Genomic DNA, 21,004 nt, shown 5'->3' on the forward strand with positions numbered 1-21,004 from the left:
ATCACTTGTTTTCTAGCTTTGTAAACATTTCAAAGTTAAAGTATTTGTCTATTTTGTAGTTACTTACACTTACTCCAATGTTAGAGTTTTTTATAAGGTCTTGTTCTAAAATTATTTGGGCATCTATACATTTAGCACTAGAAGTTAGAACTATAAAATCATCTCCATGATAACGAATAATCATATCTGTTTTAAAAAGTGTAGTTAAAAGTTCGGCAAAATCTTGTAAAAACTTATTGCCATTTTCCCAGCCATTTTCTTGATTAAAGAGTGTGAATTTTTTTAAGTCTATAATATTTAAGCATTTATATTTATGTTCATTTGTATTTAAAAGAGTAAGTAAATAATCTTCATTATAAAGTCCTGTTAGAGCATCATGAAAAAAGTATGACATTCTTCTTTGTTCTAATTCTGAGGTTGGCATCTGTGAAGTTGTGTCAATATTTACATCTTTTAAAGCAGTTATAGCTGCATCTACTACAAAAGGGTGAAACTGTGTGCCACTTGCATGTTTAAGTTCATCTATGGCTTCTTCTATGCTTTTTCTAGGTCTATATATCCTGTTTGTTGTCATAGCGTCAAAGGCATCAGCGACTATCATAATATGAGAGAGCATCGGTATATCTTCAGGTGATGAGGTTCTAGGATAACCTTTTCCATCATATCTTGAATGATGAAAGCGAATGATAGTTGCCAAATCTTTATAGATGCTAATTTTTTCAAGCATATCCGCACCAACTTCTGAGTGTTGTTTAATAAGTTCATACTCTAGTTGAGAGAGTTTACCTGGTTTTAAAAGTATGGTATCAGGTGTAGCAACTTTACCTATATCATGTAAGATAGCAGCTTTTTCAAGTCTATGTATTTCTTTTTCATTTAAACCTAACTCTATGGCTATAAGCGCACAGTATTCAGCAACTCTGATTGTATGTCCTGCTGTGTAAGTATCGCGTTGTTCTATGATGTTTACAAAGGCAAGTATAGTTTCTTCATAGTTAGCTGTTTTTTCTTTCTCCATAGCGAGTATAGAATCTCTTTGTTTATGAGAGTAAAGTGCTATGGAAATATCATGTGCCATATTTTCTAAGATTTTTATTTCTTCTATCTCAAAACCTGTTTCTTTTGAAGAAAAAACGGTTATCACTCCAAAAATATCATTTTCAAAACCATGAAGAAGAGGTAAAACTATCATCCATCTAAGGTTAGTATCTTCTTCTCTTCTATGTAAATTTTCACTAAGTAAACATTGTTCAATTTTTTCTATAATAGGATGCTTGAGTTTTGTGGCTTTTACGATGGCGTTTATAAAATAGTTCTCTTTTTCGAATTCTTTAAGGGAAATAATATTTTGGGGGATAAGAGCTTTTTTTTCTGATGATTGAGATACTATGTCCAAAATATCGTTTCGTATAAGTCCAGAAACTACAAGAGAGTAAACTTTGTTTTCGTGAAGTTTTGTTGTTGCATCTGTTAAAATAGTTTTAGTCGAATAAGAAGTTATGAGAAGTTCATTTACCTCTGTGATGACTTGTAGAACATCTTTTAGATGCTTCTCATGTGAAATAACAACTTCTAAGTCATGGGTTCTTTGAGAAACTGTTTTTTCAAGTATATCTTTTGCATTTTCTATCTCATATTGGCGTCTGTAAAAGAGAGTTATAATCCAAATTAAAATAGAAGTAAGCACAAGAGATACTAACAAAACAGATACTATGGAGTTAGAAGTTTTTTCTTCTAAAATAAGCATCTGTTTAGTATGAAGTTTAGTGGGGATAGAAACTCTAATGCCACCTCTAATATCTCCAACTTTATAACCTTGGTGTTCATGACATTTTAGACAGGTTTTTGTTGTTACTAAGGCACCCATAAAATCAAAACTATTTTCTTTATCATTAAAGTTGTAGAAATATTTTTCATCTTTATGAAGTTCAAAATACTTTAAGGCTTGTATTTCAAATTTGTCTGCTTTGTTTGAAGAGTTTATAGGTTTTAGGCTTGTGGTTTTGTAATGGTAAGTACCTCTTTTATTTGAAATTTCTGATATTTGTCTTGTCATCCAAGCAGGGTTTATTTTTATAAGTGTTTCATTTTTATCTGTAAGAAGAGTGTTGTTTTTTAAATAAAAATTTGGCTTTAGTCCATCTTTTGCTTTCACATAAACACCGCCATACTGAGCATACCAAAAGCGAGTATCGATCATGCCTTGAAAATGAGCTTTAGCCTCTTGAACTACTTGTTGCTCGGAGAGAAGTTTTGTGTTTTTAGAGGATGATAAGATTTCATAAATGATAAAAAAAGTGATAAGGATTATAAATAAACTAACTGTAAGAATCGAGATTAATTTTTGGTTAATTTTTAGCATAACTAAAGTTTATCACTTTTAAAATTAAGATATCCTTTTTTTTACTCTGGTCTTTTTGCAATAAACCTTAGCCAAAAGAAACCAAAAAGTCCTGCAAAAAGTGAAGCAGCTAAAATGCCGACTTTTGCTTGAAAGATAAGATTATTTTGACCTAAAAATGCTAAATCTGCAACAAATATACTCATAGTAAAACCAATCCCACCTAAAAAAGCAACACCAAAAATCTGACTCATTGTTGAGCTTTCTGGCAGTTTTGCAATACCTAGCTTTATAGCAATCCAAGCAACTCCAGCGATGCCTAAAACTTTTCCTAAAATAAGACCTGCGATGATTCCTAAAGATACAGGCTCTAAAACAGTAGTACCAATAGATGAAAAATCAATAGCAATTCCAGCATTTGCAAGTGCAAAAAGAGGAATAACCACTAAACTCACAGGCAGATGCAAACTGTGTTCTAATCTCGCGGCAGGTGCTTCAACAGCTAAGATACGCTCTTTCATATTTGTAAGTATTGCTTTTTGGTTTTCATGCATTGTGTTGTCTGTTGCAACTGGGTAGTTATCATACTCATCAAGTAAATTTCTTGCACTGTTTGAAAAATCAACAGCAGTTCGTTTTGCTTTTGAAGGAATAGCAAAAGCAGCGATAACCCCAGCGATAGTTGCATGAACCCCAGATTCAAGCATAAAAAACCACATAAATAAGCCAATTAAAAAATAAGGTAAAATAGTATGAATACCAAAACGGTTAAAAAGAACCATAACTCCAAAAGAACCACCTGCTAACATAAGTGGTAAAAAGTTAATTTGGTCTGTATAAAAAATAGCGATAACTAAAACTGCTCCAAGGTCATCAACGATAGCAAGAGCGACTAAAAATGTCACTAATGCAGGAGAAACCCTTTTACCCAAAAGAACTAAAGCACTAATGGCAAAAGCGATATCTGTTGCCATTGGAATTCCCCAACCAGCAGCACTTTCTGTCCCATAGTTTATGCTAGTGTAGATTAAAGCAGGAAGTACCATTCCACCAATAGCAGCTAAGATAGGAAGCATTGCTACTTTTATGTTTGAAAGTTCACCGATTAAAATTTCGCGTTTTATCTCTAAACCAACCATAAAGAAAAAGATAGCCATTAAGCCATCATTTATCCAATGATGAATAGTGTGAGATAGTTTCCATTCTCCAACATTAAAGTCTATCTTCATGTGAAAAAAGTGAGAGTATATTTCATAAAGAGGAGAGTTTGCTAAAAGTAGGGCAATAATGGTCATAAACATTAAAACCAAACCTGTGGTAGTTTGAGCGTGTAAAAAGTGTTCAAATGGAGTCGAGATTTTATTAAAAGCTTTTTCCCATGGTGCGTAAAGTTTCATTGTCTTCCTTGAAAAATATATCTAATTATAACTAAACAAAGAGAACTAAATAAATATGAGTATAATCCGCATATGAATTTACAAAAGTATAAAAATAAAACTGTTTTACTATTTGGAAAGAGTCGTGCTTTTAGTAATGATGAGTTTAAAGCACAGATGCATTTTCACAAGATAAACATAACAGATGAAATCGATGAAAATGTGGTACTTGTAGTAGATGGCAAGATGATGACACCTTATGAGCAAAATGCTAGTGAGGAACTTTATAAGCAAAGTAAACATGAGTTTATGGATATAGATGCCCTTGAGAGAGAACTTGCACAAACCATAGATGGAGATACTCTTTTGATGAGTTTAAAACTCTCTCACGATAAAGATAGGTTAAAAGATTTTTTAACAAATTCGATGGTAACAGATGAAATTTTTTTTAAACTTTTAAAGATGTACAACTGGAACAAAGAAGACTTTTTTGATAATGATGACAATAGAGATGTAAGTGCCGCTTTTATATCTCGTTTTTATGAAAATATAGAAAGAAATCATAATGTACAGTACGCTACAACAGGTTTTATTCATTTAGTGGCTCAGGCTAAAAATAAAACTCTACTTCAACACATTGTAAATCTTCAACCACTTAGTTTTCACCCAAGACTTAAATGCGCAATCGCTATGAATGTTTTTAGCGATTTAGAGATGCAAAAGCTGTTTTTTAAAAGTGGTGATGAGAGAATTTTTGAAGCACTTTCTTTTAACAAAAGCCTAGATGCTACTTTGGTAAAAGAGTTTTTAAATGATGAGGTTTTGGCAAATAATATGGCTTTAACAATCTCGTTAAATAAAGGACTTTTTGAAACTCTAAAAAAGTATAAAACCTCAATATCACAAAATGAAAGCCTAAGTTTAGAGATGCAAAAAGAACTTTTAAATTTAAAAGAAAATGATGTTGATTTTTCCCTTGCACAAAATAATGAACTTGATATATCGATAATAAATATACTCCTTCAAGAGGGTGATGAAAATATAAATAGTGTTATTTATGAAAATACTTCAACACCAAAAGAGATATTGCAAGTTGCATATCAAGATGAAAAAAATCATGCTTCTTTAGCTAAAAATGAAAACACTCCCATAGATATTTTGTATCAGCTTCAACTTGATGCTAGGTATGAAAGAAGTGTAAAAACAAATGCTGGATATGGAAAACATATACAAAGTGAAAATTTAGGATGGTTAGTCTAATGAAAGCCTCAAAGTTAATAAGTTCAATTTCCGCTCTCATAGAGCAAAAAGTTCCAAGTTTTTTATGGGGAGCGCCAGGAGTTGGTAAATCTTCAATAATTAAGCAAATAGCACAATCAAAGGGTATGGAATTTATAGACTTAAGACTCGCTCTTATGGATCCAACTGACCTTAAAGGCATCCCATTTTATGACAAAGACTCACATACTGCACTTTGGGCGCCACCAGCTTTTTTACCAAAAGAGGGAAGGGGTATTTTATTTTTAGATGAGTTAAATACAGCAGCTCCAAGTGTTCAAGCATCTGCATATCAACTTATCTTAGATAGAAAAGTTGGTGAATATTGTCTTCCTTCAGGTTGGGCAATAATTGCTGCAGGAAATCGTGAAAGTGATAGAGGAGTAACATATAGAATGCCTGCTCCTTTAGCAAATAGATTTGTTCATTTTGAGATGGAAGTTGACGCTTGTGATTGGAGAGATTGGGCGTATGAAAAAGGTATAGATGCAAAAATAATTGCTTACATCGCTTACAAAAATGAGCATCTTTTTACTTTTGATGCTAAAAGTGATACTAAAAGTTTTGCAACTCCAAGAAGTTGGGAATATGTAGATGCCATACTTAAAAGTAGTATAGATGCTGAGTTACTTCTAGATGCTATTAGTGGTGCAGTTGGTAAAGATGTTGCAGTTGGCTTTTTACAGTTTGTAAAAGTTATGACTAGACTTCCAAATATAGAGGATATTTTAAACACAGGTGAGGGTGAATACTCTGATGAGGTTGATGTTCTTTACGCTCTAAGTGTTGGCTTAGTTAGTGGAGTTTTTAAAGAAAATAGCGATGAAAAACTAGATAATCTACTAAACTACACATTAAAACTAAAAAGTGAATTTGCGGTTATGTGTGTTCAAGACTTGCAAAGAAACGGTGTTAAAATGGAACACTCTAAAGTTTTTAAAGAGTGGGTTAAGCAGTTTGCTTATCTTTTGGCTTAAAGAAAAGGTACTTATTGTATTTTTAGATAAAATAGAATATAAAATTATCAGGCACAAAATATGAACAAATCAAATATAAACCTAAGAATAAGAAACTCAACAGCAGAATTTTTAATCTACAAATCAGACAATCAAGATGTTAAAGTAGATGTACTTTTACATGATGAAAACATTTGGCTTACTCAAGAGCAAATGGCACAGTTGTTTGGTAAAGCAAAATCAACTATCAATGAACATATTAAAAATATTTTTAAAGATGAAGAGCTTATAGAATCGCAAGTTATGCAAAAATTCGGAAATTCCGAATTTCAGAAAAAACAAACAAATTATTATAATCTTGATACTATTATATCTGTTGGGTATAGAGTAAAATCTATCCAAGGCATAAGATTTAGACAGTGGGCAACTAAAAGGTTACAAGAGTACATCATCAAAGGTTTCACAATGGATGATGAAAGACTTAAAAATCCCCAACAACAATTTGGAAAAGATTATTTTAAAGAGCAATTAGAACGAATAAAAGATATCCGTTCTAGTGAAAGAAGATTTTATCAACAAATAACAGATATTTATAGTGAATGTAGTATCGATTATGATAAAAACTCACAATACACAAACAACTTCTTTGCCACAGTTCAAAATAAACTACATTGGGCTATAGCAACTCAAACTGCATCTGAAATAATATATTCAAGAGCTAATCATGAAAAAAACAATATGGGATTAAGCACTTGGAAAAATGCACCAACAGGAAGAATAAGAAAAACTGATGTCATTGTTGCTAAAAATTATCTATATGAAAAAGAATTAAAATCATTAAATAGAATCGTAACAATGTATCTTGATTATGCAGAAGACCAAGCTGAGAGAAATATACCAATGACCATGAAAGATTGGAGTCAAAAATTAAATGCTTTTTTACAATTTAATGAACGAGATATTTTACAAAATGCTGGAAAAGTTACAGCTGTAATTGCAAAAGAATTTGCCATTAGTGAATTTGAAAAATATAAAGTTATTCAAGATAAATCATACAAAAGTGATTTTGATATGTTACTTCAAGAGTTAGACAAAGATGTACGGTGATACAAAAGAAAATCTCTCAAGCAAAAGCTAAACTTTTAGTTGAGTACCCATTTTTTGGAACTATTGCTTCACGCTTAAAGCTTATTTCAAATGATGATATTCAAGCTTTTAAAAGTGATGGTATTTTTCTTGAATATAATAGTGATTATTTAGAGTCATTAACAATAAATGAGATGGAATTTGTTTTTGCAAATGGTGCGATGCACGCGTCTTTGGCTCACGAGCATCGTAAAAACAACAGAAGTGGTTGGCTTTGGCAACTCTCCACTGACTACGCAATAAATGATATGCTTGTTGAAAACGGACTTCATCGTCCAGACCTAGCACACTACTCAAAAAGATTTAGTGGATTATATGCAGAAGAGATATATGAAGAGTTAAAAGCCGATATTCTTCGTGATGAGTTGGAGTATGAAGCAGAGACACAAGATGATGTGCAAAATCAAGATGCCGAGAATTCTCAAGAGGAACAACTTTTTGATGAGTTTGTAAAATCTACTTTAGATGCTGAAGAAGCAAAAGAGGCTTTAGCATCTGGACTCCATAGATTTTTTAAACTAGGTCTGAAGTCTAAGGTTGATTGGAGAGATGAGTTAAGAGTTGCGATAGATAGATTTTATAAAGATGACTATGCTCAGATGCCACCAAATAAGAAGTTTCTTCATTTAGGATTTTATCTACCTTCAAATATAAGTCAAAGGTTCAAACTTGTTATAGCAGTTGATAGTTCAGGCTCAGTTGATGAAACTCTTTTAAGTGAATTTTTAAATGAGCTAAATTTTTTGATGAATACAATTCCATCTTATGAAATCAACTTACTTGTATGTGATGATAAGATAAATTCACATAATATTTTTTATAGTGGAGATAGACTTGAAGTAGATATACAAGGTGGTGGAGCAACAGACTTTAGACCTGTGTTTGAGTTTGTTCAAGAAAACTTGCAAGATACACAGCTACTTCTTTACTTTAGTGATTTAGAAGGAACTTTTCCAAAAAAAGAACCATCTTACATGGTAAAGTGGATAAGTCCAAATGAAAAAGAAGTTCCATTTGGAGAAGTTATAGTTTTAAAAGATTAGTCAAAAACTACTTGATTTTTTCCATTTTGTTGAGCTTGAAGCAACATCATATCAGCTTGAGATATTGTTTCTTCAAGATTATCTTCAGTATGTAGTGAAACACCTATGGAAACTGTACATTTTATATAGTCATTATTTTTAGTAGTAAAACCAGACTTTTCGACTTCTTGGCGTAATCTTTCAAAAATATCAGTAGCACTATATCTATTTATATTTTTTAAAATTATGCAAAATTCTTCGCCTTCAAATCTAGCTACAAAATCTCTGTAATTAGTTTTAGTTCTTAGAATTTCAGATAAATTAATGATGGCTTCATCACTAATATCTTGACCAAATTTTTTCTCTATCTCTTTAAAGTTATCAATATTTACAATTCCAACAGCAAACTGTTCACCACTCACTTTAGCGTCTTGGGAATACTCTTTCATGTGTTTATAAAAATAACGATGATTGTAAAGACCTGTGAGAACATCTCTATTTGCATAGTTGGTTATAAATTGAATATTTTCTAAGGCTTCAATAGAGTTATGAATACGACAGAAAAATTCTTCTTTAGAATAAGGCTTTTTAATATAGTCGTTTGCCCCTTGTTTTAAAAATATTGCATTTGTTTCTTCATCATCACTTGAAGATAATACCATGACACAAAGTTCTGATTTTTTGTATTTTTTTCGTATCTCTTTAGTTAGCTCAAGTCCATTCATAACGGGCATATTATAATCAGTAAGCACTAAAGATATATCTGGGTTTTCATTTAGCATGCCAAGTGCTTCTTCTCCATGATTTACAGCTATTACTTTAAAAAAAAGATTTTCTAGTGTTTCTTTTAAAATTTTGCGAAATATCATAGAGTCTTCAACTACTAAAATCGTGTGTTCTTGATTTTTTTCTAAGCGTTGTATGGTTTGTATGACATAGTTTATATCGTTAACGCCACTTTTATTTATGTAGTCAATGATATTTTTTTTAAGAATCTTTTTTCGAAACTCTTTGTCGATATTTGCACTAAGTACAATGACTTTGTGTCCTGTTTTTAAAACATAATCTACGACTTGAGCTTCTTGAGTGTCTGGAAGATTTATATCAAGTATAGTTAAAAAGTATTTGTATTTTTTTAAAAAAAGTTTTGCTTCTGAGAGTTTGTAAGCTATGTCCACTTCATACTTTAAGGAAATAGAGATTTTTCTAGCAATAAGTTTGGCAAGTGTTTGGTTGTCTTGGACGATTAGTATTCTTTTCATGGATGTATTATAGTATAATTTTTTTATGAATTATTTAGAAGATATTTTACAAGATTTAGATAAAAAACAAAACATATTTTTAACTGGGGGAGCTGGTGTTGGTAAGACTACAATAACTAGAGAAGTTATAGAGCATTTTGAAAATGAGGCTAAAAAAGTCGCAAAACTAGCATCTACGGGAATGGCAGCAACGCTTATAAACGGACAAACTCTTCATAGTTTTTTAGATTTGGGTATAGCATCTAGTATTGAGGAGTTAGAAAAATCTGGCAAATTTTTGATAAAGAAGAAGATAAAAAAACTCATCTCTAGTATGAGTCTTATAGTTATAGATGAGATTTCTATGGTTAGTGATACTTTGATGCAAATGATAAAACTTCGCTTAAATCAAGCCGACTTTAAGGGCTGTGTTTTAGTAGTTGGTGATTTTTTACAACTTCCTCCCGTTGTTCGTGGAGGTGGTGAGGTAAAGTTTGCTTTTGAGTCAGAATCTTGGAATGAGTTTGAGTTTAAAAAAATTGAGCTTACACATATATACAGAACTGATGATAAAAAATTTATAGAACTCCTAGGAAGTATTCGAGATGGTTTCGTTGATGAGGATATTCACAATCAACTAAATGAATTTATAAAACCTTTGCCTGAGGATTTAGGTGAGTTCACTTTTCTTTTTGGTAAAAATATCTCAGCATCAAGACATAATAAAAAGCAACTTGCATATATAGATGATGAACTTTTTGTGAAAGTTGCGCAGGTTATAAAACATACTAAAAGTGTTAAAGATGTAGAAGTAGATAGGTTTATGAGTGACTCGCGAATAGATAAAGAGTTAGAGTTGAAAATAGGAGCACCTGTTCTCTTTACAAGAAACTCTTGGAACTATTTTAACGGAGAGAGAGGAATAATAGTAAATGTAGAACCAAATTTTGTACATGTTCGCAAAAGTGATACTAAAGTTGTAAAGCTTGAAGTAGTTGCTCAAAGTAAGTCTAAGTGGAGTGAAAAAAGTGTGGATGGGCAAAAAGAGATGCTTGAAGTTGCCCAACTAAGTGTATATCAGTTTCCAATCAAGCTCGCTTTTGCTATTACTATTCATAAATCACAAGGCATGTCTATAGAAGATTTGATTATTGAGACAAATGAAATATTTGCACCATCTCAGTTTTATGTAGCAATCTCAAGAACTTGTAATCCTAAAAGGTTAAATCTTATCGCACCCACTTGTCAGTGGCACAAAATAGTCTTTGTAAATAGTAAAGCTTTGGGGTTTGTGAAAACTACACAATAGGGTAGTCTGATTTTTTATGATATACTTTGGATATACATTAGGAGTTTGTTATGACTGCAACTATATCAAAGTGGGGAAATTCACAAGGGCTTAGATTTCCAAAAAATATTATGAAAGATTTGCACTTATCAATCGGTGATAAGGTAAATATATTTGTTGAAAATAATAAAGCTATTATAGAACCTGTTTTAAAAGAAAAAATCAAATATGATATAAATGAACTTGTTTTAAAAATCCCAAAAGATTATAAAGCAAAAGAAGAGATGACTTTATCAGTTGGACTAGAAGAATGGTAAATCAGTACATTCCTCAAAAAGGTGATTTAGTCATACTCACATTTGACCCATCAGCCGGACATGAACAACAAGGCAGAAGACCAGCACTTATAATTTCAAATGAAGTTTTTAACAGGCATGTAGGCTTAGCAATAGCTTGTCCAATAACAAACACTGAGAGAAACTTTCCCTTTCATGTAAATGTAGATAGCGATAAATTAACTGGTTTTATAATGACTGAGCAGATAAAGTCAATAGATTATACAGCTAGAAAAGTTAAGTTTGTTGAAAAAGTTAACGATGAGGTTATGGCTAAAGTTTTAGGAATTGTTGAGAGTGTTATTTTTGACTAACAGACAACGCACAGAGTGCGTTATTTGAATAAGTGAATAAAGACTATAGTTTGTCTTCGTTTTTACCAAGATACTCAGCTACACCTTCAGTTGTTGCTTTCATACCTTCATCACCTTTTTGCCAACCAGCAGGACAAACTTCACCAAACTCATCAGTAAACTGCATAGTATCTACCATTCTAAGCATCTCATCGATATTTCTTCCAAGTGGAAGGTCATTGATAACTGCGTGACGAACTACACCTTGTGCATCTATAAGAAATGAACCACGAAGTGCTACTGCCCCGCCAAAAAGTACATCATAATCTTTAGATATTTGTTTTGTAAGGTCAGCTACTAGTGGGTACCCAACTCTACCGATACCACCATTATTTACAGGAGTTTCTCTCCATGCGAAGTGAGAAAATTGACTGTCAACAGAAACACCTATAACATTTACGCCACGCTCGTTAAAGTCTTTGAGTCTATGGTCAAAAGCGATAAGTTCAGATGGACATACGAAAGTAAAATCTAGTGGATAAAAAAAGATAACAGTACCTTTTTTCCCCATATTTTCACTAAGTTTAAAATCTTCAACGATTGAACCGTCACCTAAAACTGCTGTTGCTGTAAAATCTGGAGCTTTGTTTGTTACTAACATATTTATATGTCCTTTGTATTTTAATTTATGGCGGAATTTTAACTAAAAATAATTAATAGTTGTTAGCTAAAGCAAAGTAGTGAAATTATTTAAGGATAATTTTTATCTTTTAGTTTTAGTTATAATTTTATAAAAATATATAGAGGTATAAGTGATTATCAAAAAAATAATTTATATTCTTCTCTCATTATGTATAGTTCTTTTAACAATATTTGTTATTTTATCTTTATATTATAGAGTAGATAGTCTTGTTTTTTCTACGATATATATATTGTTTTTTTTACTATCTTCAATATTTGCAATCATTTCTTTAAAGTTAAAACGCTTTCGTTTTGTCGCATGGGTAGTTTATATCATTTTGTTTAGTGCATGGTTTCTTTGGTATGAAAATATTCAGCCATCAAATGATAAAAATTGGCAAAAAGATGTAGCAGTTTTATCGTATGCAACTCAGGATAATAATCTTATAACAGTTCATAATATTCGTAATTTTAAGTACATTACAGAAAATAGATATGAAATCTCTTACTATAATGAAATATTTGATATCAATAAACTTCGTGGCATAGATTTTATAACAACTTATTGGATGGGACCAAACATAGCGCATACATTTTTAAGCTTTTCCTTTGGCGATAATAAGCACTTAGCTATATCGATAGAAGCTCGAAAAAAAGTAGGAGAGTCCTTCTCTATAATACGAGGTTTTTTCAAAGAAAGTGAGCTTATTTATGTTGTTGCTGATGAGCGAGATTTGATAGGACTTAGAACAAACATAAGAAAAAATCCACCAGAACAAGTTTATATGTACAAGATAGATGCAAAACTTGAAGACAAGCAAAAAGTTTTTTTAAATTATATTAAAAAAATAAATTCATTAAAAAATAGACCAGAATTTTATAATACATTAATAACAAACTGCACTACAAGCATATGGGATAATTCTTTAGTTAATTATTCAAATATGAGATTAAATTGGGAAATTTTACTTAGTGGATATACTGCAAACTTTTTATATAATAACAACTTACTTATAACGAATTCTCTTAGTTTTAAAGAGTTAAGAAAAAAAGCATACATCAACCCATTGGTAGATTATAAGTCCATAGAACCTAACTATTCTTATGAAATAAGAAAGTAATTTAGCTACAATACAAAAAAGGAAAAATCGATGACAAAAGAGTATATATTTACTTCAGAGTCTGTAACAGAAGGGCACCCTGATAAGATGGCAGATCAAATCAGTGATGCAATTTTGGATTATATTATAGAGCATGATTCTAAACCTGAGCTAGCACGCGTTGCTTGTGAAACTTTAGTGTCAAATGGTTTTTGTGTAATCGCAGGCGAATTGAAGACTACGGCTTATGCCCCAATGCAAGAGATTGCAAGAAAGGTTATTCAAGAGATTGGTTACACAGACGCAAACTATGGTTTTGACTATCGTTCAGCAGCAGTTTTAAATACAGTAGGTGAACAATCACCAGATATTATGCAAGGTGTTGATAAAGCAGATGGTGTCATTGGCGCGGGTGATCAAGGACTAATGTTTGGATATGCCTGTCGTGAAACAGAGGTGTTGATGCCTTTACCTATTTATTTGGCACATCGCTTAACTCAAAGATTGGCAGAAGTTAGAAAAGAGGGAATTATCCCATATCTTCGCCCAGATGGCAAAGCTCAAATAAGTATTAAGTATATAGATGAAAAGCCCGTTTATATTGATACTATTGTAGTAGCAGCACAACATTCACCAGATGTTTCTCATAAACAAATCACTCAAGATATAATTGATGAAGTTATAAAAGCAGTTATTCCTAAAGAGATGATGGATGAAAATACAGTTATACATGTAAATCCTACTGGAAAATTTGTTGTTGGTGGACCACAGGGAGATGCTGGGCTTACAGGAAGAAAAATCATAGTAGATACTTATGGTGGAAGTTGTCCTCATGGAGGAGGTGCTTTTAGCGGAAAAGACCCTACTAAAGTTGATAGAAGCGCGGCTTATGCAGCTAGATGGATAGCTAAAAATCTTGTAGCAAGTGATGTATGTGAGAAAGTGACTATACAAATCGCTTATGCGATAGGTGTTGTTCAACCTGTTTCTATAATGGTAGATGCACATGGGACAAGTAAAGAAAAAGAAGAAAAAATCGAAAAATGTATAAGAGAACTTTTTGACCTATCTCCAAAAGGTATCATAGATTCTTTAGACTTACTGCGCCCTATATACAAAAAAACTGCTTCTTATGGTCACTTTGGAAGAGAAGATAAAGAGTTTACTTGGGAAAATACTGATAGAGTTGATGATATAAAAGCATACTTTTCTAAGAATGGCTAGGAAATAAGTAACTTTTATAAGATTTGTTTATTTAGCAAAGATATTTTAGCTATCTTTAAAAGTCTTGTGATAAACTTGTCCCAAATTTATTTTAGGAGAAATTTATGGCAGTAATAATTAATGATACCTGTATCAATTGTGGTGCATGTATAGATGAATGTCCAGTAGAAGCAATCGTTGATGAGGATGATAATCCGAATGATGAGGATACTTATTATGTTTATGGTGACAAATGTGTAGAATGTGTTGGTCATCATGATGAACCAGCTTGTGCTACTGCATGTCCAACTGAGGGCTGTATTACTTGGGATGCTATTGGTGAAAGCCCAGAGCATCGTGAAGATGTTACAGATGAGCAGCGTTCAAATAAAGAAGCTATCGTAGATTAATTCTTTTTACTTTTAAGTATAAGGCGGTAATTTCCCCCTTATACTTAACTTTTCTTTTACAAATCTTTCAATTTAAACTAAAACAGACTTTTTTTTCGATATAATCCCACACTTATTTTATAATATACAGGAGATTTGATGGAGCGTACACTATCAATAATAAAGCCAGATGCAGTTGCAAAAGGCGTAATCGGTAAAATTTTAGATCGTTTTGAGAGTAATGGTCTTAGAATAGCATCTACTAAAAAAATTCAACTTTCAATCCAAGATGCACAAGCATTTTATGCGGTTCATGCAGAGCGTCCTTTTTTCAACGACTTAGTTGATTTTATGATTAGCGGACCAGTTGTTGTTACAATTTTAGAAGGTGAAAATGCTATGCAAATTAACCGTAATCTAATGGGTGCTACTAACCCTAAAGAAGCTGAAGCTGGAACTATCCGTGCTGACTTTGCTGAGAATATAGATGCTAATGCAGTTCACGGAAGTGACTCTGTTGAAAATGCAGCTATCGAAATTGCATTCTTTTTCTCTGAGAGAGAAATTTCATAAATAAAGATGAAAATTAAGTTAATAAAAGTCGGTAAAACACCATTGGATTTTGATATAAAATCTAATGAAATGACTTTTAAAGGTTATTTAGAGTATCATGCGAACAGATTGATTTTGCTAGATGCAAAGGTAAATGGTTCGCTTGGTGTTCAATGTAGCCAGTGTGGAGATGAATTTAAATTGTCTTTGAATGAAGACATAAAGTTTTATCTTTGTGATGGTGCTTATGATGATTCTGATAATATCGCGTTAGATGTTGTTGAATCTTTTGACTCACAAGTAGATCTAGAAGAACTTTTAAATTCTGAAATAGAACTAATCAAAAGCGACTATCATAGTTGCCAAGATTGTAAATAAATAAAAATTAAATAAAGGAAATAGATTATGGCAGTACCTAAAAGACGAGTCTCACACTCTCGCGGAGCGAAAAGAAGAACTCACTATAAAATCACTTTAGCTAAACCAGTTAAAGATAAAGACGGAACATATAAACTACCTCACCATATCAACCCAACTACGGGTGAGTATAAGTAATCAATGGTAAAAATTGCTATTGACGCAATGGGCGGGGATTTCGGTCCTTCGCCAATTGTTAAAGGGTGTATCCAAGCACTTAAAAAGAAATCATTTCAACCTATACTTGTAGGAAATAAAGAAGAAATTTTAGCTCTGTTACCAAAATGTTATAGATCTGAGATTTCTATAGTTGAAGCGGATGATGTAATTTCTATGAGTGACTCTGCAACTGATGCAATTAAAAGAAAACAAAGCAGTATATATAAGGCTGTTGATTTAGTAAAAACAGGTATGGCTGATGGTGTAGTTTCTGCTGGACATAGTGGTGCCACAATGACATTGGCAACTCTTAGACTTGGTCGTCTTAAGGGTGTTTCTCGTCCGGCACTTGTAACTCTTATGCCAACAAAAACTGGTCGTCGTTCAGTTGTTTTAGATGTTGGAGCAAATGTTGATTCAAAACCTGAACATCTTGTTCAGTTTGCTATTATGGGCGGATGCTATGCGCATGATTTACTAAATATTCAAAATCCTAAAATTGGTCTTTTAGCGAATGGCGAGGAAGACTCAAAAGGAAATGAAGTAACAAAAACTGCTTTTAAAATGCTTCAAGGTTATAAAGGATTTGTAGGTAATGTTGAAGGTGGAGATATCTTCAATGGAACTTGTGATGTTATAACTTGCGATGGTTTTATTGGAAACTTAGTTCTTAAAACAAGTGAAGGCGTAGCTGCTACTATTAGTGGTTTGATTAAAGACTATATTAGAAAATCTCCTATTGCTATTACAGGTGCACTTTTAATGAGAAAAGTTTTTAGACTTTTGAAAAAAGAGATAGATTATGCCGAAGTTGGTGGTGCTCCGCTTATTGGTCTAAAAGGTTGTGCTATTGTTAGTCATGGAAAGAGTAATGCAAAAGCAATAGAAAATGCGATTTATCAAGCTATCGGTTATGTTGATACAGGTGTAAATGAGCATATATTAGAAAAACTTCAAGAGTACAATCAAAAGGATATTTAATGGCTTATGCTGCATTTCGCTCTATTGGTTCTTATGTTCCAAGTAAAATATTAACTAATGATGAACTTTCAAAGATGGTTGATACAACAGATGAATGGATAACAAAAAGAACAGGTATCAAAGAGCGTCGTATCGCAGCAAAAGATGAACATACTAGTGATTTGGGTGTTGAGGCTGCTAAAAAAGCTATACAAAGAAGTGGTGTAGATGCTAGTGAAATAGATATGATTATCTGTGCAACTATCTCTCCTGATTATTTTTGTATGCCTTCAACTGCAACTGTTATCGCAACAAAACTTGGTCTTGGAAAAATTACAGCATTTGATATTTCTGCTGCTTGTACAGGATTTGTTTATTTGATTTCTATTGCCAAAGCATTTATAGAATCAGGAATGAAAAAGAATATTCTTATTGTAGGTGCTGAGAAAATATCTGCAATTATGGATTATACTGATAGAGGAACTTGTATTTTATTTGGTGATGGTGCAGGTGCAGCAATGATTTGCGCAACTCAAATAAAGCAAGAAGCAATTATAGATGTGCATACAGCATCAGATGGAAATTATGCTGATTTGCTTATGACTCCAAATGGTGGAACTGGCTCAGTCCATGATGCACTAGAGCAAGAAGCAGCAGGTTGTTTTATGCAAATGAAAGGTAATGAAACTTTTAAAGTTGCAGTTAGAACTTTAACAAAAGATGTCATAGATATCTTAGAGAAAAACTCCATAGATAGTTCAGCAATAAAGCACTTTATTCCACATCAAGCAAACTATAGAATTATAAAAGCAGTTGGTGATGCTTTAAAACTTAAAGAAGAACAAGTCGTTTTAACTGTTGAAAAATATGGTAATACTTCTGGTGCTTCAATTCCAATGGCAATGGATGATGTTTATGAACAAGGTAAACTTAAAAAAGGTGATCTAATGCTTTTAGACGCTTTTGGCGGTGGACTTACTTGGGGTTCAGCTTTAGTTCCTTTTTCACCAAAATAAAACTAAATATATTCTCTTATATCTACTTTATCAATTTGCTCAGGCTGTAAATACAACTGAGCATAGTTAAGATACAATCCATTGTTTTTTAAAATAATCTTTCATTTAAAACTTTAAAAATTTGTTTAAAAAATTCATCTTCATTTGGAAGGTTTAGTTTGGCATCTCTAAGTTTTTCTCCCCACATAGAATTTGGGAAGTAAGAATCTTTTTTAAATCTTGCCATGACATGAATATGAACGCGAGGAAGCATATTTGAAAAAGAAGCCATATTTATTTTGTCAGGTTTATAATAGTTTTTCATTTCTTGCTCTAATATATCATAAATTACCCAGAGTTTAAGTCGTAATTCTTTTGGAACATCTCCTAACTCTTTATAAGGCTCTTTTGTGAAGATTTTCAGCCAAGGTATTTCACTTTCATGTTTTTCTATATATATTTCATTGTTTTCGTATATGAGTAGATGCATATTTAGCCCTTTAAATTGAGTATATACTATCATAAGTAATATTAGTGTAGTATTTTATAAATTATTTAAGGACAATTTGTGTATAAAAAAATCTTAATACTTTCTTTGCTTCTAGTTGGAGTGACCCTGTCTGCTGAGGTTAAAGATAAATGGAAAATAAACCTAGGAACCATGTTTGTTACAAATTTTGAAACAGAGATGCAACTTAAACCTAAAAACCTTCCTATTAGTGCGACAATAAATACTAAAGACCAACTAGGTATGCAAACAGATAGTCATGCTTTTCGCCTAGATGGATACTACCGTTTTACAGATACACATAGTATAGATTTTTCATATTTTAGCACAAGAAGTGATGGACATAAAACAATATCTCAAGATATACAATGGGAAGGAAAAACTATCTCGGCAGGCGCTATTATAGATAGCCATTTTAATATGGATATATATAAAGTATCTTATGGTTACTCTTTTTTTCATAATGAAAAAGTTGAACTTATGCTTACAGCAGGATTTCATATAACAAGTTTAGATCTAGGTCTAGGAGCCAAAGGTAATGTTGATGGTGCTTATACAGATAAATATGAATCAGGAGCAAGTGCAACAGTTCCACTGCCTGTTTTTGGTTTTAAAGGGGAATATACTATCATAAATGAAACACTGTTTGTGACCTATAAAACAGAATATTTTTTTATGCAGTATGAAAATTATAGTGGCGCATTACTTAGTAGTTCTTTTAATTTAGAATATAGATTTATGGACCATGTGGGTACTGGAGTTGGTTATAACTCAAATAAGATTTTTTTAAAAGCTGAAGATGGAAATAAAGTTTTTGAAGCTAAAAATGATTTATCTGGGGTTATACTTTACTTAACTTACATCTACTAAATATTTCTTAAGATGGAACCTCGATTTTAATCGAGGTTACGGCATTTGAGATATTCCAAAGATTTCAGGATAAAAAGTAAGCATTATTAGGACGATTACTTGAATGATGATAAAAGGAACTACCCCTTTATAGATGTCTGTTGTTTTTATTTCAGGAGGGGCAACTCCTTTTAAGTAAAATAGACTAAAACCAAAAGGTGGGGTTAAAAATGAAGTCTGTAAATTCATCGCTATTAAAATCGCGTACCAAACAGGGTTTATGCCAATAGCTTCTGAAATCGGTACTAAAATCGGTACAATTATATAAGAAATCTCTATAAAATCAATAAAAAATCCTAAAATCATAATAGCAAACATAGACAGAAGTAAAAAGCCCCACTTCTCTCCTGGTAGTGACATCATAAACTCTTCAACTATCATATCCCCACCAGTATAAGTAAAGACCATAGAAAAAGCAGTAGCACCAATCAAGATACCAAAAACCATAGCAGTAATTTTAACAGTTTCTTTTGAAGCTTCATCAACCATTTTAAAAGAGAAAGATTTATATAAAAGAGCAAGAAGTACTGCCCCGATGCCACCAACCGCAGCAGATTCAGTAGGCGTTGCGATGCCCATAAAGATAGAACCTAACACAAGAAGTATAAGAACTAAAGGCGGAATAATCGCTTTTAGTGCTTTAATGATTTGCTGTGGTTTTGAACCAGCATTATCATCAAGAACGATAGGTGGTGCCGCTTCTTTATTTATGTATGAATAAATCACTATATATAGAATGTAAGCACCAATCAAAAATAAGCCTGGCCAGATAGCAGCTTGAAAAAGGTCACCAACAGGAACTTGAAAAACATCTCCTAAGATGATTAAAACTATTGAAGGTGGAATGATTTGACCAAGTGTTCCAGATGCACAGATAGTTCCAGTTGCTAAGCCTTTGTCATAATTATACTTCATCATAACAGGAAGTGAAATGACTCCCATAGCAACAACACTCGCCCCAACAACACCAGTAGATGCTGCAAGTAAAGAGCCAACTAAAACAGTACTGATAGCTAAACCGCCACGAACTTCACCAAAAAGATAACCCATTGATTCTAAGAGTCTCTCAGCTAATTGACTCTTTTGTAAAACAATTCCCATGAAAATAAAAAGAGGAATAGCCATTAAAATGGTGTTGTTCATAATAGCCCAGATGCGATAAGGCATAAAAGCAAACATATCTACACCGTATTGTAAACCTTGTATAAAACCTTCATCTGCTGCGAAAGATTCAAACATTCCAGCAGTAAAACCAAAGATGACAGAAACTGCACCAAAAGTAAAAGCAACAGGAAAACCAAACAAGAGCATAAAAAGTGCTGTAAAAAACATTACTATTCCAATCATGCTGATTCTCCTTTATAAACATTTATATTTTTAATTATAAAACCAATAGAGGTAATTACAAGTAGTAGCATTGAAAAAGGGATAAATGCTTTCATTATCCATCTATAATGTAGTCCACCTGGATCTCCACTTATTTCATTTGAAGCAAAAGCTTCATAAACAAACTCCAATGAACCAAAACCTATAAGTAGGGCAAATGGAATTAAAAATATAAATGTTCCAACTATATTTATGATTGCTTGTTTTTGTGGACTTAGATTATCATATATAATATCAACTCTAACATGTCCATCTTCTTTTAATGCGTATGAAATTCCTAGTAAAATTACAACAGAAAACAGATGCCATTCCATTTCCTGCATTCCGATGGAGCCAGAGTTGAAGAAGTATCTCATGATTACATCATAAAATACATTCAACATCATTAGCAACATCAAAATTGAAGTAATATTTCCTATAAAATCAGCAAACTTGTTAAAAGCTTTTTCTAATTTTACTAACATTTAAA

Annotated in this window: 23 protein-coding genes; 16 read left to right on the forward strand and 7 right to left on the reverse strand. The window is 32.2% G+C overall.

Features of this window, described 5'->3' with window-relative positions:
• Window position 1: 1 nt before the first annotated feature.
• Together MOV50_RS08810 and nhaA are read right to left on the reverse strand one after the other, a co-directional pair.
• The gene (locus MOV50_RS08810; RefSeq protein WP_321777539.1) at window positions 2–2,362 is read right to left on the reverse strand and encodes an HD domain-containing phosphohydrolase; all 2,361 of its coding nucleotides are present in this window, start codon (window positions 2,360–2,362) and stop codon (window positions 2–4) included.
• 41 nt (window positions 2,363–2,403) lie between these two features.
• Entirely contained in the window at window positions 2,404–3,738 is a 1,335-nt protein-coding gene (nhaA, locus tag MOV50_RS08815) for a Na+/H+ antiporter NhaA (protein ID WP_321777540.1), read from the reverse strand.
• 72 nt (window positions 3,739–3,810) lie between these two features.
• Here nhaA and MOV50_RS08820 point away from each other — a divergent pair, with 72 nt between their 5' ends.
• The 4 genes from MOV50_RS08820 to MOV50_RS08835 are packed head-to-tail and all read left to right on the forward strand — an operon-like array spanning window position 3,811 to window position 8,140.
• A complete protein-coding gene (locus MOV50_RS08820) occupies window positions 3,811–4,977 on the forward strand; it encodes a hypothetical protein (protein ID WP_321777541.1) in 1,167 nt (388 codons plus the stop codon).
• The gene (locus MOV50_RS08825; RefSeq protein ID WP_321777542.1) at window positions 4,977–5,972 is read left to right on the forward strand and encodes a MoxR family ATPase; all 996 of its coding nucleotides are present in this window, start codon (window positions 4,977–4,979) and stop codon (window positions 5,970–5,972) included. The genes MOV50_RS08820 and MOV50_RS08825 overlap by 1 nt, the downstream gene beginning before the upstream one ends.
• 60 nt (window positions 5,973–6,032) lie before the next feature.
• Window positions 6,033–7,058 carry a virulence RhuM family protein gene (locus MOV50_RS08830; protein ID WP_321777543.1) on the forward strand — a complete coding sequence of 342 codons (1,026 nt, stop codon included), beginning with the start codon at window positions 6,033–6,035 and terminating at the stop codon, window positions 7,056–7,058.
• Window positions 7,055–8,140 (forward strand): DUF2201 family putative metallopeptidase, encoded by a 1,086-nt coding sequence (locus MOV50_RS08835; protein ID WP_321777544.1) that lies wholly within the window; start codon window positions 7,055–7,057, stop codon window positions 8,138–8,140. Before MOV50_RS08830 ends, MOV50_RS08835 begins: the two co-directional genes overlap by 4 nt.
• Here the strand turns inward: MOV50_RS08835 and MOV50_RS08840 are convergent.
• Window positions 8,137–9,381 (reverse strand): diguanylate cyclase, encoded by a 1,245-nt coding sequence (locus MOV50_RS08840; protein WP_321777545.1) that lies wholly within the window; start codon window positions 9,379–9,381, stop codon window positions 8,137–8,139. The genes MOV50_RS08835 and MOV50_RS08840 overlap by 4 nt on opposite strands.
• Window positions 9,382–9,406: 25 nt before the next feature.
• Here MOV50_RS08840 and MOV50_RS08845 point away from each other — a divergent pair, with 25 nt between their 5' ends.
• The 3 genes from MOV50_RS08845 to MOV50_RS08855 are packed head-to-tail and all read left to right on the forward strand — an operon-like array spanning window position 9,407 to window position 11,297.
• Window positions 9,407–10,669: an ATP-dependent DNA helicase gene (locus tag MOV50_RS08845; protein WP_321777546.1), complete on the forward strand. Its 1,263-nt coding sequence runs from the start codon at window positions 9,407–9,409 to the stop codon at window positions 10,667–10,669.
• A 50-nt stretch (window positions 10,670–10,719) separates the two neighbouring features.
• Entirely contained in the window at window positions 10,720–10,965 is a 246-nt protein-coding gene (locus MOV50_RS08850; protein WP_321777547.1) for an AbrB/MazE/SpoVT family DNA-binding domain-containing protein, read from the forward strand.
• The gene (locus MOV50_RS08855) at window positions 10,959–11,297 is read left to right on the forward strand and encodes a type II toxin-antitoxin system PemK/MazF family toxin (RefSeq protein WP_321777548.1); all 339 of its coding nucleotides are present in this window, start codon (window positions 10,959–10,961) and stop codon (window positions 11,295–11,297) included. Before MOV50_RS08850 ends, MOV50_RS08855 begins: the two co-directional genes overlap by 7 nt.
• Window positions 11,298–11,340: 43 nt before the next feature.
• Here the strand turns inward: MOV50_RS08855 and MOV50_RS08860 are convergent, their stop codons facing one another.
• Window positions 11,341–11,937, reverse strand: a complete 597-nt coding sequence (locus MOV50_RS08860; protein WP_321777549.1) for a peroxiredoxin — start codon at window positions 11,935–11,937, stop codon at window positions 11,341–11,343.
• 271 nt (window positions 11,938–12,208) lie between these two features.
• Between MOV50_RS08860 and MOV50_RS08865 the strand changes: the two genes are divergently transcribed.
• The 8 genes from MOV50_RS08865 to MOV50_RS08900 all read left to right on the forward strand — a co-directional run bounded on the left by MOV50_RS08865 (window position 12,209) and on the right by MOV50_RS08900 (window position 17,753).
• Window positions 12,209–13,078: a DUF4105 domain-containing protein gene (locus MOV50_RS08865; protein ID WP_321777550.1), complete on the forward strand. Its 870-nt coding sequence runs from the start codon at window positions 12,209–12,211 to the stop codon at window positions 13,076–13,078.
• Window positions 13,079–13,108: 30 nt separating this feature from the next.
• Window positions 13,109–14,281, forward strand: coding sequence for a methionine adenosyltransferase (gene metK / locus MOV50_RS08870; RefSeq protein ID WP_321777551.1), 1,173 nt, complete (start codon window positions 13,109–13,111; stop codon window positions 14,279–14,281).
• A 104-nt stretch (window positions 14,282–14,385) separates the two neighbouring features.
• Window positions 14,386–14,670, forward strand: a complete 285-nt coding sequence (locus MOV50_RS08875) for a 4Fe-4S dicluster domain-containing protein (RefSeq protein ID WP_321777552.1) — start codon at window positions 14,386–14,388, stop codon at window positions 14,668–14,670.
• Between the two features lie 138 nt (window positions 14,671–14,808).
• Window positions 14,809–15,222, forward strand: a complete 414-nt coding sequence (ndk, locus tag MOV50_RS08880; protein WP_321777553.1) for a nucleoside-diphosphate kinase — start codon at window positions 14,809–14,811, stop codon at window positions 15,220–15,222.
• Between the two features lie 6 nt (window positions 15,223–15,228).
• On the forward strand, window positions 15,229–15,579 hold the full coding sequence (locus MOV50_RS08885) for a hypothetical protein (RefSeq protein WP_321777554.1): 351 nt from the start codon (window positions 15,229–15,231) through the stop codon (window positions 15,577–15,579).
• 27 nt (window positions 15,580–15,606) lie between these two features.
• Window positions 15,607–15,756, forward strand: a complete 150-nt coding sequence (gene rpmF, locus MOV50_RS08890) for a 50S ribosomal protein L32 (RefSeq protein ID WP_294963024.1) — start codon at window positions 15,607–15,609, stop codon at window positions 15,754–15,756.
• Between the two features lie 3 nt (window positions 15,757–15,759).
• Complete coding sequence (gene plsX / locus MOV50_RS08895) at window positions 15,760–16,758, forward strand: phosphate acyltransferase PlsX (RefSeq protein WP_321777555.1); 999 nt, start codon at window positions 15,760–15,762, stop codon at window positions 16,756–16,758.
• A complete protein-coding gene (locus tag MOV50_RS08900) occupies window positions 16,758–17,753 on the forward strand; it encodes a beta-ketoacyl-ACP synthase III (RefSeq protein WP_321777556.1) in 996 nt (331 codons plus the stop codon). Before plsX ends, MOV50_RS08900 begins: the two co-directional genes overlap by 1 nt.
• Window positions 17,754–17,841: 88 nt before the next feature.
• Here MOV50_RS08900 and MOV50_RS08905 read toward each other — a convergent pair whose 3' ends face one another.
• The gene (locus tag MOV50_RS08905) at window positions 17,842–18,222 is read right to left on the reverse strand and encodes an HIT family protein (RefSeq protein ID WP_321779655.1); all 381 of its coding nucleotides are present in this window, start codon (window positions 18,220–18,222) and stop codon (window positions 17,842–17,844) included.
• A 78-nt stretch (window positions 18,223–18,300) separates the two neighbouring features.
• Between MOV50_RS08905 and MOV50_RS08910 the strand changes: the two genes are divergently transcribed.
• The gene (locus MOV50_RS08910; RefSeq protein WP_321777557.1) at window positions 18,301–19,110 is read left to right on the forward strand and encodes a hypothetical protein; all 810 of its coding nucleotides are present in this window, start codon (window positions 18,301–18,303) and stop codon (window positions 19,108–19,110) included.
• A 36-nt stretch (window positions 19,111–19,146) separates the two neighbouring features.
• Here MOV50_RS08910 and MOV50_RS08915 read toward each other — a convergent pair whose 3' ends face one another.
• Together MOV50_RS08915 and MOV50_RS08920 are read right to left on the reverse strand one after the other, a co-directional pair.
• Window positions 19,147–20,496, reverse strand: a complete 1,350-nt coding sequence (locus MOV50_RS08915) for a TRAP transporter large permease subunit (protein WP_321777558.1) — start codon at window positions 20,494–20,496, stop codon at window positions 19,147–19,149.
• Window positions 20,493–20,999, reverse strand: coding sequence for a TRAP transporter small permease subunit (locus MOV50_RS08920; protein WP_321777559.1), 507 nt, complete (start codon window positions 20,997–20,999; stop codon window positions 20,493–20,495). The genes MOV50_RS08915 and MOV50_RS08920 overlap by 4 nt, the downstream gene beginning before the upstream one ends.
• Window positions 21,000–21,004 lie beyond the last annotated feature (5 nt).

Source organism: Sulfurimonas sp. (assembly GCF_029027585.1).
GTDB lineage: Bacteria > Campylobacterota > Campylobacteria > Campylobacterales > Sulfurimonadaceae > Sulfurimonas.

Coding starts and splice junctions, on each gene's coding strand:
- MOV50_RS08810 (WP_321777539.1), bottom strand. CDS start 2,362: ATGCTAAAAATTAACCAAAAATTAATCTCGATTCTTACAGTTAGTTTA.
- nhaA (WP_321777540.1), bottom strand. CDS start 3,738: ATGAAACTTTACGCACCATGGGAAAAAGCTTTTAATAAAATCTCGACT.
- MOV50_RS08820 (WP_321777541.1), top strand. CDS start 3,811: ATGAATTTACAAAAGTATAAAAATAAAACTGTTTTACTATTTGGAAAG.
- MOV50_RS08825 (WP_321777542.1), top strand. CDS start 4,977: ATGAAAGCCTCAAAGTTAATAAGTTCAATTTCCGCTCTCATAGAGCAA.
- MOV50_RS08830 (WP_321777543.1), top strand. CDS start 6,033: ATGAACAAATCAAATATAAACCTAAGAATAAGAAACTCAACAGCAGAA.
- MOV50_RS08840 (WP_321777545.1), bottom strand. CDS start 9,381: ATGAAAAGAATACTAATCGTCCAAGACAACCAAACACTTGCCAAACTT.
- MOV50_RS08845 (WP_321777546.1), top strand. CDS start 9,407: ATGAATTATTTAGAAGATATTTTACAAGATTTAGATAAAAAACAAAAC.
- MOV50_RS08850 (WP_321777547.1), top strand. CDS start 10,720: ATGACTGCAACTATATCAAAGTGGGGAAATTCACAAGGGCTTAGATTT.
- MOV50_RS08855 (WP_321777548.1), top strand. CDS start 10,959: ATGGTAAATCAGTACATTCCTCAAAAAGGTGATTTAGTCATACTCACA.
- MOV50_RS08860 (WP_321777549.1), bottom strand. CDS start 11,937: ATGTTAGTAACAAACAAAGCTCCAGATTTTACAGCAACAGCAGTTTTA.
- metK (WP_321777551.1), top strand. CDS start 13,109: ATGACAAAAGAGTATATATTTACTTCAGAGTCTGTAACAGAAGGGCAC.
- MOV50_RS08875 (WP_321777552.1), top strand. CDS start 14,386: ATGGCAGTAATAATTAATGATACCTGTATCAATTGTGGTGCATGTATA.
- ndk (WP_321777553.1), top strand. CDS start 14,809: ATGGAGCGTACACTATCAATAATAAAGCCAGATGCAGTTGCAAAAGGC.
- MOV50_RS08885 (WP_321777554.1), top strand. CDS start 15,229: ATGAAAATTAAGTTAATAAAAGTCGGTAAAACACCATTGGATTTTGAT.
- rpmF (WP_294963024.1), top strand. CDS start 15,607: ATGGCAGTACCTAAAAGACGAGTCTCACACTCTCGCGGAGCGAAAAGA.
- plsX (WP_321777555.1), top strand. CDS start 15,760: ATGGTAAAAATTGCTATTGACGCAATGGGCGGGGATTTCGGTCCTTCG.
- MOV50_RS08900 (WP_321777556.1), top strand. CDS start 16,758: ATGGCTTATGCTGCATTTCGCTCTATTGGTTCTTATGTTCCAAGTAAA.
- MOV50_RS08905 (WP_321779655.1), bottom strand. CDS start 18,222: ATGCATCTACTCATATACGAAAACAATGAAATATATATAGAAAAACAT.
- MOV50_RS08915 (WP_321777558.1), bottom strand. CDS start 20,496: ATGATTGGAATAGTAATGTTTTTTACAGCACTTTTTATGCTCTTGTTT.
- MOV50_RS08920 (WP_321777559.1), bottom strand. CDS start 20,999: ATGTTAGTAAAATTAGAAAAAGCTTTTAACAAGTTTGCTGATTTTATA.